Below are 16705 nucleotides of genomic sequence, written 5' to 3' on the forward strand. Positions count from 1 at the left end.
TCAGGCAGCCGGTGGGGACAGGGGCGCCGACGTGTGGAACTCGGGGTCGGGCAAGGGCACATCGTACGCCGGGCGGGTCATCGCCTCGTGCAGCATCGCCAGCACGACTTCGTTCAAGTCCAGGCCGCACCAGCGAGCGGCGGTGACGAAGTTACTCTCGCGCGACAGGCCGGGGGTGGTGTTCACCTCCAGCGCATGCACCCCGCCAGCGGAGGTGACGATGAAGTCCACGCGCGCCGCACCGTGGCAGCCCAATCCGTCCCACAGCCGGCGGGCGTGGAACACCACCGCATCGAGGACCGGCTTCGGGAAGTCGGCGCGCTCGAGCGTGACTCGGCCTGCCGAGTCGGCGTCGAGCTTGGCATCGGCGTCGTAGAAGTCCGCGGCGAGGACCACGGTGGCCAGCGGAGGGAAGACCAGAACCCCGCCCGGCAATTCGAGGAGCCCGACGGTGACCGGGGTGCCCTCGATGTACTCCTCGACCAGCACCGGTGACCGATCAACATCCCAGGCGTGCTCGAGTGCAGGCAGTAGGGCGGCGCGGTCGTGAACGAGACTCATGCCCAGACTTGACCCGCCGAGTGACGGTTTGACCATTGCAGCCCGTCCTCGCCACTCGGCCCCGGCGCCGGGGATCGATACCTGCCAGGGCGGGGTCGGCACGCCGAGCCCGACCATGATCCGCTTGCACAGGATCTTGTCTGCGGCCACGGCGCAGGCGGCCACGGGACTGCCACACAGGGGTTTTCGCAGCCAGTCCACCAGGCCCTGTAGCCTGCCGTCCTCGCCGTAGGGGCCGTGCAGATTCGACAACCCCACGTCGTACTCCACAATTTGCTGCACGAACGAGGAATCACGCGGATCCAGAACCGCGAACCGGATACCCAGCGCGGCCAGAGTGCCGGTCAGCGCGGTTACCGACAGTTGATCGACAGGGCTGTCGGCGAGATAGAGCTGGTCCTCGGCGGAAAGCCCGCCGGAGATCAGCGCCACCCTTAGTGGTCGATCGAGATCCTGATGCCAGGCATACAGGGTCTCGGCAGCCCGGCGAATCGGGCGGCCATCGGTTGGAGCGATCGGGGTGCTCACGAGAGTTCTCCTTCGAACACGCAGGTCACGGGTCCACCGATCCAGAAAGCGGTGGTGTGTGAGTCGGGGTGGGGGCGCAAGACGAGTGGGGTTCCGGCCCGGTTGTGCACGATCACCTGCTCGGCGGCGTCGAGGTCGATCAGGTTGTGCCGGTGGGCGATCACGGCCGCCGCGACCGCACCACTGCCGCAGGACAAGGTCTCTGCTTCGACCCCGCGCTCGTAGGTCCGCAGCCGGACTCGACGAGGGCCCACGCGCTGCACGAAGTTCACATTTGCCCCGCGTGGCGCCAGGTCGGGGTGATTGCGGACCTGGCGGCCGACCGTTTCCACGTCGATGTCCTCGACGTCCTCGACCACCGCTACGACATGCTCGGTGCCGGTATAGGCTGCGTCGAAACTCAGGCGGCGACCGCCCACCACGACCTGCACCAGGTCCGGTTGCACCGCACCCAGGTTCGCAGTCACCCACGTCCGGTCTCGTCCGACCTGTGCGTGATGCACGACACCCGCCATCACCATCGCCGGCTCGGATAGTGCGTGGTCACGGGCCGCGCACCACGCGGCACAGCGCAGCGCGTTGCCGCACATGCTCGCCTCGGAGCCGTCGGCGTTGATACACCTGACCTGCAGTACGTCGCCGGTGATCAGACGGGTGATCACCAACCCGTCGGCACCGACACCGGTGCGCCGAGCGCACCACCACTGCGCGAGCTGCGGCAGATCAGCGCCGGACATGTCTGCGGAGTCGGCGACAAGGATGAAATCGTTCCCGGCGCCGTGCATTTTGCGGAATCTGGTTGCTGGCGCCGTAACCGCGCGCGGGTCGTCGCAGGCCAGCTGAGCGGGTCGCGGGTTGCGGCCGACAGGGAAGGTTGTGTCCGCCATCGTCGGCGGCGACACAGACGTAAGTGCGCTGGTGGGCATGATGTTTCCTCCACCGCAGCACGGATAAGGGGTGAGCGGCTGCGGTATGTCCAGCACACGGCAGCGCACGCACTCCCGACCAGCAGCATTGCAGGGTGCGACCGTCGTTTGCAGATCGTGCAATTGCGGTGGCGCGGTGGGTAAATGGCCCGATACGCTCGATGTCCCGGCCTGAGCAAGGGACGACAGGATGGACCAGGCCCGCGCGATCTGGAATACCGTCGCCGTCCGCGCCGCCGCCGATTCCGGCGACTACGGCGCGGTCGTGCGTGCCGTGCGCCGAGCGAAAAATCTCACCCTGGCCGACGTCGCGGCCCGCATCAATTATTCGCCCGCGACACTGTCCCGACTCGAGCGCGGAATCCAGCACCTCACCGATATCCAGACGCTGCGCACCTTGGCTGATGCCTTGGACATTCCGCCGCACATGCTCGGAGTAGCCGACACTCCACCTCGATCGGTGCGCATCGCGCGAAGCCCCGCTATCGTCGGGCTCAACTCAGGGTTGGACGAGGAGAGCGATATGCGTCGTCGCACGCTGCTGACCGGGCTCACCGGTCTGGCAGGCACGACCGCCCTCAGCGTCGCCGCTGCGTCGCCGCACCCGTCGGCCGACCCGCTACAGGCCCTCGAGCAGGTCCTGCTGACCGCACCGTCACACGGTATCCCTGCGAGCATCCCGAAGCTGCACGGTGACATCACCGCCGCGCGAGCGAAATTCGACCTCGGCCGCTACGCGGAGGTCGCCAACGCCCTTCCAGGTCTCCTGACGACCGCGATCGCCACCTATGCAGCCGGTGAGCGCGGTGACGAAATCACCTCCCGCAGTGCAGAACTCGCCCGCATCTACACGCTTGCATCCCAAGTGACCGTCAAACTCGGACGCGACCAACTCGCCTGGACCGCCGCCGACCGAGCCATGCAGATCGCACACAACAGCGACGACCTACTCGTTCAGGCCGCCGCCCGCCGGGCCTGGGCGATCGTGCTGCGCCGCACCGGCCACGCCGACACCGCCGGGCACCTGATCATCGACACAGCCACACTCCTACAACCCAAGCTCGGAGCTGGACCTCAGTACCTCGCGGTCTATGGCTCCCTGCTATCCACCGCGGCCTATACTGCCGCTGTCGACGGCGACCGGGACACATCGACAACCCTGATCAACGAATCGATCAGCGCAGCAACCCGACTCGACCACAGCGCGCGATCCCTCGGGTTCGGGACCACCGCTGCCGGGCTCTACCGGATCAGCATCGCGCGGGTCCTCGGGGACGCCGGTGCCGCCATCGAACTCGCACAGCGAATCGACCCGGCCGCTATTGCTTCGCCTGAGCGGCGCGCACGGTTCTGGTCGGATATTGCGCGCGCCTTCCATCAATGGGACAAACCCGAGCTGTGCTACCGCGCGCTGCTCGCCGCCGAAAAGGCCGCACCCGACGAAGTTCGGTACCGCACCCCGATCCAGCAGATCACCCGCAGCCTCATCCGCCACCCCGCTTCCACGAATCTGCCCGGACTGCACTCATTCGCCCATCGCAGTGGAACCAGCATCGGATAGACGATTTCCGGATCCGGGCATCGACATCCCCTGCGGTACATGTGACGACGCCGACCCGGCAATTGCCGGAGCCATGCGCTCGCATTTTCCCGCGACTCGATCGTCCGGGTTCGGCAGCGGCTTCTCTCAACAGGGGCCGATGATTGTCTGTCGGGGAGATGGCAGACGGGTGACGGCCGGGGTTGGGGACGCGGCGGTGCGGAGTTGTTGGATCTCCTCATGCTGGGCGGCGATTCTGGCTAGGGCGCGGGACTGGAAGTCGGAAAGATCCTCGATCGTCGACTCTGCCTGTGCCAGACGGTGTTTGAGTTTGCCGATCTCGGCTCTCTGACATTCGATGCGAGCGGTTTTCGGGTCCGCGGATTCGCCGGTGTTCTGCCGCAGTTGCGCGAGTCGGTGCTCGAACTCGACGCGTAAATGTGCGTAGGGCCGGTCGCCGTAGAAGGCTGTGCGGTCGACGCCTGCCTGGTCGCGAGGGTTTTGATGTCGCAGCCTCCGCCGGGCGGTATCTCGCCGCGCAGCAAGCGGTCCATGGCCGCGCGGATGCGATTCTCGTTCTGAATTCGTTGTTCAGCGGTGAATCTCATGACTGATCGGATGCTCCTCGGGCTGCGGTGTCGATGGCGGTGACGATGCGCTGGGGGCGGGTGTGGTCGGAGGTCAGTCGTTCGCGTTCGGTGGTGCGGGTCTTGCCGAGCTGGCCGAGGAAGGTTTTGGTGCGTTGGGCGTGTTCGGCCCAGACGTCACGGTGGATCGGGTGGTGGGTGGCTTGCGGGCATCGTGCCGAGTCACACATGCCGATCAGCGGTTTCGTCGCTGTCGGGGTGCCGGCGAGCTTGAGGCAGAGTGCTCGGGTGGGATCGGTGAACCAGCAGTAGTTCGCCGGGCCCAGGTGCAGCACCTCGGAGCGTTTGGACAGCAGGTTGAGGATGTCGCGATCGTTGCGCTGGATCTTCGGCGCGGCTGGCTCGATTGCCGGGTTCTGGTCGATGTCGGCGAAGAATTCGATCAGGCCCCGGGCGCCGGGGCCGGTTGGCAGGATGCCTTGTTGATAGTTACGGAACTCGGTGAGGATCAAGCCGAGATTGCGGTCGGCTTCGTGCTTGTTCACCTCGGCGAGCAATTCTGCTTGTGCCCCACCGGGTTTGGAGACGTAGCCTTCGGTCGTGGCCGAGGCAATGTTTCATGTGAATTTTGGTGGCGAGGACACCGCCGGGGCGGTAAGCCATTTCCAGCGATAGAGTTTGTCGGAGCATCCTCATCGACACTGGACCTTCGGGAATAGGAGCCAGGCCCAGGCGTGCTGCCGATGGAGAGTTCACCCAGTTCCTGAACGATCCGTAGCGGGCCTCGAAGGAGAATCGACCGCCGAACAGGAGCGCTCCCTCGCGGGGATCATCATGGAGGTGTTCGGCGAGTTCGATTGCACGATAGGCGGGCTCGATGACGACCCATTCGTCCTCGGTGCCGCCGAGCGGCTGGCCCTTGACGATTTTACTGGTGATGCGGAACCGCTGGAGCCCGGCAACCGGCTCTTCGATCGGTCGTCGGCAGCCCACACGCAATTCCATGAGTTCACTCGACCGCATGCCCGAGGTTGCGGCCAGGAGGATTATCGCAGCGGTGCGGACGATTCCGATCAAGGCGACGGCCTGAGAGCGGTGCAGAGGCAGAGCCCAGGGGATGTCGCCGCTGCCGTCGGCCGCGGGAACGGGAACGGCACCGCGAGCGAAAGACGGCTCTACCCCCACCACTTCGAGTGCGGCAGTGAGATGTTCACGTAGTGTCGGCAACCAGTGTCGCCAGAGCTGGGTGTAACCGGCGTGGCGGGCGATGACGCTGGTCGCGACGGGTAGTAGGGGATCCTCGGGGGACCAGCCGTTGTTGAGTCGCCGGGTGACGTCGTGGTTTTCGAGCATCGGCAGCGGTGTACCGGTCCTGGTGTAGTCGGCCAAGGTCTCCAGGATGTCGTCGATGGCCGTCGGGCTGCTGTTGGGCAGCCCGGCCTTCTCCACGGCCCGGATCGTGGTATTGCTCTGTCGCATCTGGGTGTGCAGCGCGACGGCGTGGGGGCCGGTGACCTGGACCAGATGCACAGCGGCGGCCAGCATCGGCTGCAGGATCTCGCCAGGGACAGCAGGGGTGGTGTTTCCTTCATGACCGGAACGCATGTCCGCGACCGTCGAGGCGGTGGCTCCTCCCCAGGGCCGCAGGTCGGCGGAGACGCGATCGGCGGTGAACAGGTCACGGTAGTCGACCAGATCGATGATGCTCTGCGCGGCACCGCGGCCGGTCGTGCCACTCTGCTCTCCGACGACCGTGTCGTTGTCGGCGGTGACGTAGCGGCGGAATTGCAGGTATGCCTCGCAGGTGTCGGTCTCGATCGCTGTCAGCGAGGAGATGTTTCGCTGGTCGAGCCACGCGAACAGCCGGACGATTTCGCGGAGCCGGGCGCTGCAGCTGGCCAGGTGCAGCGGTGTTCGGTATGCCCGTGGCAGCGCCGCGACAGCGGGATGCTGCGGCGCAAGCAACGCGAGGATCAACTCCTTCGCGACCAGCCGCCACCGGCTGGCGCGGATTGCGGTGAATTCGAAACGGCGGCTGGCCTTTCCCATCTGGACCGGAAGTCCGATCACGGTGAAGTCCCAAGAGTCCTCGTCGAACATGGGGCGGCGCGCGCCGTCAGGCAGACACAGTCCGGCCAGCTCGCGGACGTCGGCCCTCATGAACGGCGATGTCGACGGTGCATCATGTGTGAGGCGGGTAGTTGCGTTCGTCATGTGGTGAGTTCCTCGGGGCGTAGGGGCAGTTCGTCGTCCATATCAGTGATATGGGTGGCCGCGGCGGCGAGGTCGGCCGGGTCGAACCGGTGGAGAATGTGGTCGATTCGTGCCGCGTAAGGACCGAAGACAGCCATGAAGTGGGCAGCGGGCATCTGCCGCCATTGGCGGGCGAAGAATGCCTTGAGCCGCAACAAGTTCACGGCGTGCCGAGGCGCGAACACCGCCAGCGGACACAGCAGACAAACCCATGGACGGGCAGGACAGGGCTTGCCGGCCGGACCGTGCAGGCCACTGAGCTGATCGGCACAGGCCGCGGTGAACACGTCGCGCGCTCCGCCCACAAGCTCCCCGATGACGGTGTCATCCATGCTCATCGCGGCGATCAGCTGCGGATATCCGCGGGCAAGGGCAGTGGTGTCCGCCTCGGTGATCACCGTGGGCGGGTGTGCCCGGCGCAGCAGATCGTGCTGTGCGTCCTCGATGATCGTGTCGACGGCGTGCTGCTGGCCTGGGGTGGTGGCGGTCAGATAGTGGTCCCCCCTCCACCCCGGCGCTGTGGTTCGGATCGATGGTGGCGCGAGCGTTCCCCGTCCAGGCGCTCTTGGCGCGCATCGCGTGATGGGTGGTGCGGATGCGCGACCGCTGGATCCGCAGCGGGGAGCCGCCGCCCGGCACTCCGCGTGAGGCAGCCTGCGGCAAGATTCTGCGAAACATGCTGTCGGGCAGCCGGTCCCGCATCTACTGGGTGGGGCGTCGCAACCGAACCAACCACTCCCGGCCACCGCGCGGCGTCCCCGCCGGGACTGATCGGCCGAACCCATGTACAGGTCCCGTACCGAATAGAGTGGCGGGAATGGCGAGCAACACCAGGCGACCACGTAGCGGAGACCGGCGTCCTCGCCGAGTCATCGGTATGGCCCCCGACGCGCCGTGGCCACGCCGTGATGCTCCAGGACTGACCTGGGCGAGCCGCGAACTCGAGACCGTCATGCACGCCGGGTTGTTCCTGCTCAACTACTACGCCTACGCCGGTGACGGCGGATTCGACGTGCCGATGGAGCACTTCGCGCCGCAAGCATCCGACGAGACCACCGAGCAATACCACCAGCGCCGCAACGCCGCTCGCCTGCTCAAGCAGACCCAAGCCCTCGCCGGATCGTGGGCGCGGCTGTGCGCCGAGGAACTACGACACGTGCGCCCGTCCGATGCACCGCGCGCGTGCGGCTGGATTTGCGAGCAACTGGCCCGGATCATGGCCGACGCTGGGGGCGGCAGCTTCGTCGAAGTCGTCACCGACGCAGAACCCCTACTCGGACCGATGTGCCCGCCCGCACACCAAGCCACCGCACCTCTCATCGCAACCGACCTGCTCAACGCCATGATGGCGGGCGGCCTCTCGCAAATGGTGCCCACCCTGGAACGCGCCGCGCGCCGTGAACCCATCGCCGCGATCCACCTCGCCGCGGCGATGGCCGCCGGCGCCTACCGCAAACACCTCGACACCATCGCCCGCGCCACCGAATCCCAGCGCATCAGCAACACCGTCCAAGAATCCCTCGACACACTCAGCGGCAAACGGCGACGATAGATCACCCCGCCACCACGACCAGACGACGGACCGATCTCTGCGATAGCGTCTGTCTCCAGAAACCCGTTACCCAGAAGACAGCATCCGAATCATTCTCAGGGTAAGCACCTTTCGTGATCACGCCGAACCGGACATCGGCGCCGTCCAAGAAATCATCGCCGTCGGCGCAACCCGCACGAACAAAGCCCCCGGCGCCGTCTCTGGAATGTGCAGCCCAGCTGGCCCGCCGGAGGGCTGTGGTGATTCAGGGGGAGCAGCAAAGAGCCTGAGCGTCGTAGTCGGCGGAGATGTCCAGGTGGTCGCTGGCTTTCTTGGCCAGATCGCTGTGGTCAACGGCGTACGACTTGAACGCGGACGCGAATTCGGGAGTGCCGAGGATCGCGTCGATCCTGCGATCGACCTGATCGTGGAACCAGTGCCCCGTCGTGGCGGCATAAGGGGCTCCCGTGGCGAATGCGGCGTCGATCAGCCCTGAGACGGCGAGGATTTCACCCGGACCGCGGTCGACGGCGAAGACACGTTCACCAGTCTCGTCGTAGGTCCACGTGCACTGGTGAATGGTGTCGCGGTTGACCGGTTGACCGGCGAACGGGTCCGGGTCGTACCAGCTGCCGTCCGGGTTGCGCCACGCATAGGTCACGTTGCCGTCGAGACCGGCGATCGTCGGATAGCCGTCGTGCGGCCGCAGCAGGACGCTGGCGAATCGCTCGGTTTCGTCGGCGCGGGCGTAGCGGCCGAACGGCCGGTTGTGGAAGGCCGCGTGCCCGACCAGCGGCCCGCCGACATCGAGCACGACCCGCCCACAGGAATGCCAGAACTGGCGGCCCGACCAGGTGCGCCAGGACACTGCTTCGATCGCGGGATTCCAAAGCAGGCCAACGTGAAAGCTCACGTTGCCCAACGCCACGGCTGCGCTGCCGTCGGGCAGCTCGCAACTCATTCCGGTCGCTTCGGCCAATTCCCGCAGCAGCGCCGCGGCGCGCGTGCCTTCTTCGGGTCCTTCAGCACGCAACTCCTGCACAGCCACGACATCCGCAGCCGTGGACCGGATGGTCTCGTGTACGAGTTCGCGGCGCTGCAGCTCGTCGGGGCTGTCGAGCAGCCCGTAGTCGAGCAAGTTGTAGCTGGCGAACCTGACGTGGTTCGAGCTCGTCCGTTGCCGAATCATCGTGGAGTCCCTCCCCGGGGCAGTAAGGTCGTGATCTTCGTGGTCGCATGCAGTTTGCCTTGACGGGCGTAGTTGGTGGGAGTGAGTTGTCGGTGCAGGTTGGCATGATTTCGGTGAGACCGAGGTCCCGTCCCCTACATCGGGACAGCGGTCGAGGACGGCCCTGGTGTGTGGTCCAGGGCCGTCCGTTCAGAACACTTCGCGACGACGGCGGGCAAGAGGATCTATTCCGCCGGTTGGGCTTTCGCTGCCGGGTCACTGTGGCAGGCTGATATCCGTGGAATCGGATGGGGTACGTGAGGCGGAGACTGCGGCACGGTGGTGGACTGCGAGGCTCTCGCCGTGGCCGGATCCCTCGATCGAGCAGATCGTCACGTTTCATGCCGCGCTGCGAGAGGATCTGCTGCGCCGGATACGCGAGCCGCGCTGGTGCTGGCCGCAACCGGCCATGCCCTACGAACCCGCGGCCGACCCGCCGCTGGGGCGAGGTCTGATGTCGTACGCGCGGAATGTCCACTGCGACTTCGACCCGGGTGATGTCTCGCTGCTGCGCGCATTGGACGCCGCGAGTATCCGCTGGGATATCGGAACGGTGCTCCCGGAGAAGACCACCATGTGGATCAATCCCGGCCTCGTGCTGGTACACCCGAACATCCCGACAGGTCCTGTGAGTCAGGACGGGTTGCCCGAAACCTGCGAGACGATCCCGCTCGCAGCGATATAGCCGTAGTGGAGGGACATGAAGCCGTACGAGTTCGGGCTGGCGGGACGGCCGTGGCCGGACCGGGCCAGTTTTCTGCACGTGTACGCCCCTATCGACCTTGCAGCCAATCCCGAACTGGCCGAAGTGATCTCACGGTGGCGTGAAGCTATCGCCTCCGACCCAATCAGGCTGCTCCCGGATCCCGCACTGCACATCACCATTGAGGCGATCACCGACACCCCGGCGGCGCGGATCAGCACGGCCGAACGTCGGGAGCTGGCCAACGCGGTCCGCGCCGCAGTCTCCGGCGCTCCGCCCTACACAGGTCTGGCCGCTGGATGCCTGTCCACCTCATCGGGCGCAGTGGTCAACATCAGCCCTGCCGAGCCGCTGGCCGCGCTGCACCGCCGCATCCGCGCCGCCGTGCAGGCCACACGCGGAGCAGACGCCACCACCGCCGATATCTCCAAAGCGCACATCTCACTGGGGTACTGCTACCGCCAGGTCGACTCCGACCTGGTCCAGCGACACCTGCGCGCGGTCGACCCATCGCACGCACCGGTGGCGATCAACGAGCTCCGGCTGGTAGACGTCCACGCTGACAAGGATTCCGGCGGCCTGACCTGGGACACCGTCGAGATCATCCCCCTCGGGTAAGTATGGATACCAGATGGCCCACGTCGGTTCCGCAGCCGCCGGCGGGTTCCGAACCAGACGTATGCACCGCATCGGCGTACTGTCAGCGTTCACTCAATTCCCGGTGCCCGCGTTCACGTTATTCCGCAGGTGGTGGGTCCTGATTGATGTTCTACCCGACCTCCTTGTTCGGTGTCTTGGTTTGGTTCTTGGTGCCGGGTCGTTTGTTGGGCCGGTAGGAGGGCCCGTTCATGAACACCTGGTGGCTGGTATTGATGAGCCGATCCAGAAGTGATTCGGCGACAACGGGATTCGGGAACAGCGGATACCAGTCGACCGGCGACCGGTTCGAGGTCAGGATCATCGACCCGCCAGCGGCGCTGCGTTCGGAGATCAGCTCGTAGAGGTCGTCTGCCTGGGGCGCGGTGAGTTCGCGCATGCCGAAGTCGTCGAGGATGAGCACAGCGGGCCGGACGAATTCCCGCAGGCGTTTGTCCCAGGTCCGGTCGGCGTGACCACCGGCCAAAGTGGCCAGCAGGCGGCTGGTTTTGAGGAACCGGACCTCGGCGCCCTGGCGGATCGCCAGATGCCCGAGCCCTTGCGCCACATGTGTTTTCCCGACCCCGACGGGCCCATAGAGCACGACCGACTCACCGACGGGCATCCATCGCAGCGCCGCGAGATCGCGGATCTGCGCGGCAGGCAGTTTCGGGCTGGCAGTGAAGTCGAACTGCTCGAGGGTGACCTGTTGTTCGAACTGGGCCCGGCGAATCCGGCGGGCGATCGACTGGGATTCGCGGCGAGCGATCTCGTCATGGCAGAGGACCTGCAAAAACTCGATATGCCCGAGATCCCCAGCGCGGGCCTGAGCCAGACGAGATTCCAGGGTTTGCAGCATCCCGGACAGCTTCAGCGTCCGCAATGCCTGTTCGAGCGCGACATCGACGATCATGCCGACACCCCCTGTCCTGGTTCGGTTTCCGCAGCGCCATCGTGGTCGGCGTCCGCGGTGGTGATATCCGCGACGGTGGTCGTGGTGGCGCGGATCGCGGCCTGGGAGTTCGGATTGGGCAGGGCCACGACGTTGCCGAACAGCCGCGAAGGACCATGCAGGAACGCCGCGGCTCCTCCATCGCCGGAGCTGGGCGGTGGCGGATCGGCTTCCAGCCCGGCAGCGAGGATGCCCTTGATGGTCCGATAGGACGGGTCGCCGACGGTGATCGCTTTGGCGCACGCCAATTCGAGCCGGGCGCTGCCATGTCGGTCGGCCAGCCCGAGCACGCCCTGAGCGGCCCGCAACCGGAAAAGCGCGTTCTCACTGAGGAGTTCGGCGATCACCGCGACGGTCGCCGCACCGATCTCGGCGGCGGTGTTGCGGCACCAGGTCGGTCCCCGCATGGCGAAAGCGATTTTCTCCGGCGGATAGTGCGACAGGTCCGACTGCTTGCCGAACGGCTTGCGCACATGGGTGGCGATCAGCTCACCGGAGTCGAAGATCTGCACCATCGAATACGTCGACCGAACATCGACCTTGCGGCCGATATGCCGCCACGGCACCGAATACAACGTCCGTCCTGCCTTCACATGAATGTCGGGGCCGACGGTCCCGGTCGACCAGTCCGCGAGCACGAAGTCCTTGTCCGGCAACGGAAGAAGCGCGTCTTTCTCGACCGCTTCGAACACCGTCATCGGGGAAGCACCTTCAAGCGGGCGGCATGCTCGCTGCCCTGCCACGTCGCGGCACCACACGAGAGCGGCCTGCTGCATCTGGGCCAGTGATGTCCATTCCCGGCCGCGCCACAGCGAGTCCCGGACATAGGGCATGGGTCTTTCGACCCGGGGCTTGTCCTTGGGTTTCCCGCGCCGCGCCGGATCCACGAGAGCACCATAATGATGAGCGAGTTCGGCATAGGAGCGGTTGATTTTCGGGTCATACAGATCCGGGCGCGCGACGCCGGTTCGCAGGTTGTCGGGCACCAAACGTCTCGGGACACCGCCGAAGAACGCGAACGCCTCCACATGCGCCTCGGTCCAGGCCCGTTGATCCATCGTCAAGACAGGCCGCACGAACATCAACCGCGAGCACGCCAGCACCATCACGAACGCCCAGATCCGGCGGCGTTTCCCACCGACCGGCTCCACCCACGACCCCAAATACCCGTAATCGATCTGGGCTTCCTCACCCGCCGGCGGATCCTCCCGCAGCACCGTCACCCTCGACCGCAGCGTCTCATCAGGCAGGTTCGCGTCCATGAACCGCTTCAGCGACGACACCGACGCACTCAGCCCATGCTCATCACGCAGGCGCTGCCAGATCGTCTGCCGCGTCACCCCGGCCTTGGTCATCGCGACGATGAAGTCGCGATGCTTCTCGATCTCCGGCCACGTCGTCTGCCGCAAACGGGTGTCGGTGATCTGCGGAAACCATTCCCGCACAAGCTCGCCCCACTCCGCTGCCGACTTCGACGGCCCACCCGGAGCGATCCCCGCCGCGACGGCTGGGTCCACATACTTCTTCACCGTCTTGCGGTCCAGCCCAAGGCTTTCCGCGATCTGGCTCTGCGACCTGCCCGCATGCCAGTGAATCAAGATCTCGGTCACATCGACCACGTCGAACGTTCTCCTCGCCATTCCTGGCTCCCATCACCTTCATCAGATGGGAGCAGCCAACTCCTGCGAGGACCACACCAACTGTCCGCCCGCCTTCCCGCTGGGGAATTACGTGAACGCGACCCTGGGGAATTACGTGAACGAAAACCGGCTCAACCTGGGGAATTCCATGAACGCCGACATACAGCTGATCCATCTCCGCATACCAGTTCTCAACATCGTCCGGCCGCAGCACGACCGGCTCGTCGCACATCCACGTCACCGTGCCCTTCGCCGAGGCCTCATCGGCGAACTGCGCCGATACCTGATCGCGGTGGGCCGCACAAGGTTCCCAGAACCGCGATATGCCTGCTGGGCCGCCCACCGCCATCGGCGACAAGCGGCACCAACGCGGTAAACCGAGAAGTCGGGAGGTCTTCTGTCGGCACACCGCGCAGGTGTGAACCGGAGTAATCGCCGCTCACGCCGTACCAACAGGGTGCCTGCAATCACGCTGGCGCACAGTGTATTCGGGTTGGCACCGCCGAGCTTGGCTACGTCGAAGACCTGCTCATCTCATCCGTTCCTGCAGCGCATCGAAGAAGGCGGCCACCGTTGCTTTGGCTCCACTTCCCACGAGTTCTTGCCCCCCGAAGCGGTAGACCTCGTAGCCCGCGAGTCTGAGTCGACGGTCTTCGGCCACCATCGTCGCGTAGCGCGATGGGTCAGCTCTACCGCGGTCATCTGAATAGTGCTGTTTCCCATCGAGCTCGATCACCACTCGCTGGCGATCGCTGAACAACAACAGGAAATCCATCCGCTGCCGCGCCAGAGGCCCACTCTCGGTACCCCTTTGGCGGAGGGTGTAGGGGTCGTAGTGGAGGTAGACCTGCGGAATCAGCGCCGGAATATCGAACCCGAGCTTGCCGTAACGCTGACTGTATACGTTGAAGATCAACTGCTCAGCATCGTTGCCCGCCAGGCTCGCGCTCAGCCGCTGGTGCAGCAAAAGCCCCACCGCTCGGTCGTCCCGATCTTCCAAACCCTCACGTGCTCTCCACCATTCGATGAGATGCCGGAAGGTCAGACCTCCCGTCGGGAGGGGCTGGTCATAGACGAGGCAGTACTCCGCGTTCTTCACGATTTCGATGTCGTTGCTGACAGCATCACGCAAGACAAGCTCCGGCTTGCGACCGTTCGCGGCGAAGATGAGGTTCTTGACCGGTGCCCCCACACCGCCGCTCTTGTCGTATTCGGCGAGAAGCTCTGGCAACTCGCCGCCGCGTGCGTCATACTCCGCCACTATCCGGCGGGCCAAGCCGATCAGCTGCGGAAGCGTCCACTCGTCGGTGTATTCCTGGATCAGGGCTCGCTTGCTATAGGAGTCCGATGGTGAGCCCTCCTGTGTCCAAGGCAATTTCAGCTCATCCGCCAGCACCACCTCCAGCTCTACCCGGGTATAAGCCATGAGCGCCGTCTCGATGGCCGCCCGAACGGTCCGGACCGAGACGGTTACTCTCCGAGGAACGGGAGGTGCGAGAGCCTCCCCGAAAGATTGCCAGTCCGCCACAATCTCATTGTCGCGTTGCTACGTGGCCAGGGGCCAGAACTTCATATCGGTCCCGAAGTTCGGCGAGTTCTACGGGTACCCGCTCATGGCGGATCCGAGAGTTGCTGTCCGGGTCAGCGTGCCGGGCAGGTCCCGCCCGCGTACCGCAGTTGCTCGGGCGGGATGCTGACCGGCACGCTACTGCGGGCGGCGGTGGCCACCGCGGTGATACAGGCGCTCACCAGCTCGGGCTGCTCTATCGGGATGTGGTGCCCAGCGAAATCGGCGACGACCAAGAGCGCGCCGAGCTTCTCGGCGATCAGTCTCTGTCCTTGCTGCCACCGGTCATCGAGTTCTTGGGGTGTCAGCGGAGCGAACTCCGCGACATCGGTCGCCGTGAGACGTGCCCATCGTCCAGGCGCGCTCGCCAGTGCCGCTGCGGGAACTGGTGGCAGGACCGCGGTGTCGAGTTCGGCGACCGAGCCCGGTGTGTCGAGCAGCGACGATCCCGGGTGGCCATCGTCGCCCTCGCGCGGGGGCCAGTGATTGGCGGCGAAGTGCTCGAAGGTGGTGCAGTCCACCAGCACCAGCCCTGCGGTGTGCGCCGGGTGACGGGCGGCGTACATGAGGGCGATCAGGGCACCGACAGAATGCCCGACGATGACCCTCGGCGATTCGAGTAGCAGCACGTCGAGCAGACGGTGCAGTTCGTCGGCCAGCGCCCCCAAGGTCCGCGGTTGCTCCGCCAATGGTGGTGGCAACGGGGCACTCTCACCGAGGCCGGGACGGTCGTAGGTGACCGTCGTGTGCAGGTACAGGCGCGGGAGCACGAGGTCCCACTGGTCTTGGGCGGTGCCGCGCGCGTTGATGTGCACCACCGGCATCGGGTCGTCTCCGGCGCGGACACATGCGCTTAATATGTAGCCGCCCACGTCGACGTTCTCGAATTTTCGCATCCCACAACAGATACCAGTGCAGGGGAGGCGTCGTCCTGCGATCCGGCGGCGCATCCGCGTGTACTTCTTCTGCGACGCGGAGTCGGGCCAGACCGACCAGGTACGGCTGTTCCGCATGCCGCCCCCTGCTCCGGCGTCGGACTACCGAGGGGCCAGCGGTTCCCACGCTTTGATCGGGTCGCGGGAGTACCAGAGGGGTTCGGCACGGGAATTCGCCCTCGGCGACTTCGAGACGAACGGTGATGTGGCCGTTGGCGGTCGCCCAGCCGATCACAGCCTGCACAGTCGATCGGCGATGCCGGATCCGTGGACACTCGGATCGATCACATAGAGAAATGGTGCACGCTGTCACGGTTGGTATCGACAGCACCGGCTACTGTCCCCACCGTTACCTGGTCAGCAACCGCGACGAATTGCGCGCGCTGGGAAATACGATTGCGCCACTGCTGCTCGGTCCGAGCCTCGGACAGGTTCGCCTCGAACGCGGCAGGGGCGTCGGCCAGAGCGCGGAGTCTGATGTCGCGGAACACTGCCCACTCATCACACGACAGCATGCGGATCTGTACGGCAGATGCAGACAACTCGCATACCTTCCCATCAGACAACGGCTCATGCTGCACCAGTGGCATTTTCGTAAGATATCGTCCGCACGCCTCCGGTGCGCGCGGACATTAGGCGGTCGAGGTGTGATCGTGCGTGGAGCAGCCGTCAGGCGTTGGGGTAGATGGCGCGGGCGGTGTGGGGATCGAGCCATGCTGGTGGCATGACGGACAACTCCAGCGCATAACGCTCGGGCTCGTCTTCGCTGGAAGGAAAGGTGGTCCAGTTGGCTGCGTGTACCGACAGTTCGGGGTGTTCACGGAAGTAGTTGGCCGCTTTCTGGAAGACCTCGGCTTCCTGGACCGCATCCCCGTCGCCGTAGAAGGCGACGGTCGCGGATAGGAAGGCTGCGGCGTCCGTGCTGTCGGTATCGAGGGTGGATGCTATGCGTTTCAACCCGATGAGCCGGTATTCCGGTGTGTCCCTGGAGGGTTCGGTGCCCGTCTCGGGCTGATCCTCGGTATTCGACATCGGCTCAGCATTCCAGTAAGTGCGCCATCAGGCGTGGGTGTATGGAGGGAATTTGCTCGTGGTGGTGCACGTCAGGTGGCCTCTGG

15 protein-coding genes and 1 pseudogene are annotated in these 16705 nt (G+C 65.4%); 4 read left to right on the forward strand and 12 right to left on the reverse strand.

Going from position 1 to position 16705, the window contains the following annotated elements:
• Both NM2_RS07790 and dapF read right to left on the reverse strand, forming a co-directional pair.
• Nucleotides 1–1089, reverse strand: coding sequence for a D-alanine--D-alanine ligase family protein (locus NM2_RS07790; protein WP_067665966.1), 1089 nt, complete (start codon nucleotides 1087–1089; stop codon nucleotides 1–3).
• On the reverse strand, nucleotides 1086–1874 hold the full coding sequence (gene dapF, locus NM2_RS07795) for a diaminopimelate epimerase (RefSeq protein ID WP_067665968.1): 789 nt from the start codon (nucleotides 1872–1874) through the stop codon (nucleotides 1086–1088). The genes NM2_RS07790 and dapF overlap by 4 nt, the downstream gene beginning before the upstream one ends.
• A gap of 331 nt (nucleotides 1875–2205) precedes the next feature.
• Between dapF and NM2_RS07800 the strand changes: the two genes are divergently transcribed.
• Nucleotides 2206–3576 carry a helix-turn-helix domain-containing protein gene (locus NM2_RS07800; RefSeq protein WP_067665970.1) on the forward strand — a complete coding sequence of 457 codons (1371 nt, stop codon included), beginning with the start codon at nucleotides 2206–2208 and terminating at the stop codon, nucleotides 3574–3576.
• A gap of 583 nt (nucleotides 3577–4159) precedes the next feature.
• Here NM2_RS07800 and NM2_RS51415 read toward each other — a convergent pair.
• From NM2_RS51415 to NM2_RS07810, 3 genes are read right to left on the reverse strand one after another with little or no spacing between them, the layout of a single operon-like run.
• The gene (locus NM2_RS51415; protein ID WP_245717888.1) at nucleotides 4160–4687 is read right to left on the reverse strand and encodes a hypothetical protein; all 528 of its coding nucleotides are present in this window, start codon (nucleotides 4685–4687) and stop codon (nucleotides 4160–4162) included.
• Entirely contained in the window at nucleotides 4632–6302 is a 1671-nt protein-coding gene (locus tag NM2_RS07805) for a site-specific integrase (RefSeq protein WP_245717889.1), read from the reverse strand. Before NM2_RS07805 ends, NM2_RS51415 begins: the two co-directional genes overlap by 56 nt.
• Before the next feature lie 50 nt (nucleotides 6303–6352).
• Nucleotides 6353–6793, reverse strand: a complete 441-nt coding sequence (locus tag NM2_RS07810) for a hypothetical protein (protein ID WP_245717890.1) — start codon at nucleotides 6791–6793, stop codon at nucleotides 6353–6355.
• A gap of 419 nt (nucleotides 6794–7212) precedes the next feature.
• Between NM2_RS07810 and NM2_RS07815 the strand changes: the two genes are divergently transcribed.
• The gene (locus tag NM2_RS07815) at nucleotides 7213–7947 is read left to right on the forward strand and encodes a hypothetical protein (RefSeq protein ID WP_157120960.1); all 735 of its coding nucleotides are present in this window, start codon (nucleotides 7213–7215) and stop codon (nucleotides 7945–7947) included.
• Between the two features lie 244 nt (nucleotides 7948–8191).
• On the opposite strand, the gene NM2_RS07820 is transcribed toward NM2_RS07815, so the two are convergent.
• Complete coding sequence (locus NM2_RS07820; RefSeq protein WP_067665974.1) at nucleotides 8192–9115, reverse strand: endonuclease/exonuclease/phosphatase family protein; 924 nt, start codon at nucleotides 9113–9115, stop codon at nucleotides 8192–8194.
• Nucleotides 9116–9392: 277 nt separating this feature from the next.
• Between NM2_RS07820 and NM2_RS07825 the strand changes: the two genes are divergently transcribed.
• Together NM2_RS07825 and NM2_RS07830 are read left to right on the forward strand one after the other, a co-directional pair.
• A complete protein-coding gene (locus NM2_RS07825) occupies nucleotides 9393–9839 on the forward strand; it encodes a hypothetical protein (RefSeq protein WP_067665977.1) in 447 nt (148 codons plus the stop codon).
• A 15-nt stretch (nucleotides 9840–9854) separates the two neighbouring features.
• Nucleotides 9855–10475, forward strand: coding sequence for a 2'-5' RNA ligase family protein (locus tag NM2_RS07830; protein WP_067665979.1), 621 nt, complete (start codon nucleotides 9855–9857; stop codon nucleotides 10473–10475).
• Nucleotides 10476–10626: 151 nt separating this feature from the next.
• On the opposite strand, the gene istB is transcribed toward NM2_RS07830, so the two are convergent.
• The 6 genes and pseudogenes from istB to NM2_RS07870 all read right to left on the reverse strand — a co-directional run bounded on the left by istB (nucleotide 10627) and on the right by NM2_RS07870 (nucleotide 16619).
• On the reverse strand, nucleotides 10627–11406 hold the full coding sequence (gene istB, locus NM2_RS07835; protein ID WP_067665982.1) for an IS21-like element helper ATPase IstB: 780 nt from the start codon (nucleotides 11404–11406) through the stop codon (nucleotides 10627–10629).
• A gap of 143 nt (nucleotides 11407–11549) precedes the next feature.
• Nucleotides 11550–13064 (reverse strand): annotated as a pseudogene (gene istA / locus NM2_RS07840) (IS21 family transposase); the annotation flags it as partial.
• Nucleotides 13065–13614: 550 nt separating this feature from the next.
• Nucleotides 13615–14511, reverse strand: coding sequence for a putative endonuclease domain-containing protein (locus NM2_RS07850; RefSeq protein ID WP_067665991.1), 897 nt, complete (start codon nucleotides 14509–14511; stop codon nucleotides 13615–13617).
• A 215-nt stretch (nucleotides 14512–14726) separates the two neighbouring features.
• Nucleotides 14727–15548 (reverse strand): alpha/beta fold hydrolase, encoded by an 822-nt coding sequence (locus NM2_RS07855; RefSeq protein WP_169816129.1) that lies wholly within the window; start codon nucleotides 15546–15548, stop codon nucleotides 14727–14729.
• A 323-nt stretch (nucleotides 15549–15871) separates the two neighbouring features.
• Nucleotides 15872–16177 (reverse strand): hypothetical protein, encoded by a 306-nt coding sequence (locus NM2_RS07865; RefSeq protein WP_067665996.1) that lies wholly within the window; start codon nucleotides 16175–16177, stop codon nucleotides 15872–15874.
• Nucleotides 16178–16256: 79 nt separating this feature from the next.
• Nucleotides 16257–16619 (reverse strand): hypothetical protein, encoded by a 363-nt coding sequence (locus NM2_RS07870; RefSeq protein ID WP_067665999.1) that lies wholly within the window; start codon nucleotides 16617–16619, stop codon nucleotides 16257–16259.
• Between the last annotated feature and the right edge of the window lie 86 nt (nucleotides 16620–16705).

This window comes from Nocardia miyunensis NBRC 108239, assembly GCF_001613065.1.
GTDB classification, from domain to species: Bacteria; Actinomycetota; Actinomycetes; order Mycobacteriales; family Mycobacteriaceae; genus Nocardia; species Nocardia miyunensis.

Coding starts and splice junctions, on each gene's coding strand:
- NM2_RS07820 (WP_067665974.1), bottom strand. CDS start 9,115: ATGATTCGGCAACGGACGAGCTCGAACCACGTCAGGTTCGCCAGCTAC.
- NM2_RS07850 (WP_067665991.1), bottom strand. CDS start 14,511: ATGGCTTATACCCGGGTAGAGCTGGAGGTGGTGCTGGCGGATGAGCTG.
- NM2_RS07855 (WP_169816129.1), bottom strand. CDS start 15,548: ATGCGAAAATTCGAGAACGTCGACGTGGGCGGCTACATATTAAGCGCA.
- NM2_RS07805 (WP_245717889.1), bottom strand. CDS start 6,302: ATGAGGGCCGACGTCCGCGAGCTGGCCGGACTGTGTCTGCCTGACGGC.
- NM2_RS07815 (WP_157120960.1), top strand. CDS start 7,213: ATGGCGAGCAACACCAGGCGACCACGTAGCGGAGACCGGCGTCCTCGC.
- NM2_RS07865 (WP_067665996.1), bottom strand. CDS start 16,177: ATGCCACTGGTGCAGCATGAGCCGTTGTCTGATGGGAAGGTATGCGAG.
- istB (WP_067665982.1), bottom strand. CDS start 11,406: ATGATCGTCGATGTCGCGCTCGAACAGGCATTGCGGACGCTGAAGCTG.
- NM2_RS07800 (WP_067665970.1), top strand. CDS start 2,206: ATGGACCAGGCCCGCGCGATCTGGAATACCGTCGCCGTCCGCGCCGCC.
- dapF (WP_067665968.1), bottom strand. CDS start 1,874: ATGCACGGCGCCGGGAACGATTTCATCCTTGTCGCCGACTCCGCAGAC.
- NM2_RS07870 (WP_067665999.1), bottom strand. CDS start 16,619: ATGTCGAATACCGAGGATCAGCCCGAGACGGGCACCGAACCCTCCAGG.
- NM2_RS07830 (WP_067665979.1), top strand. CDS start 9,855: ATGAAGCCGTACGAGTTCGGGCTGGCGGGACGGCCGTGGCCGGACCGG.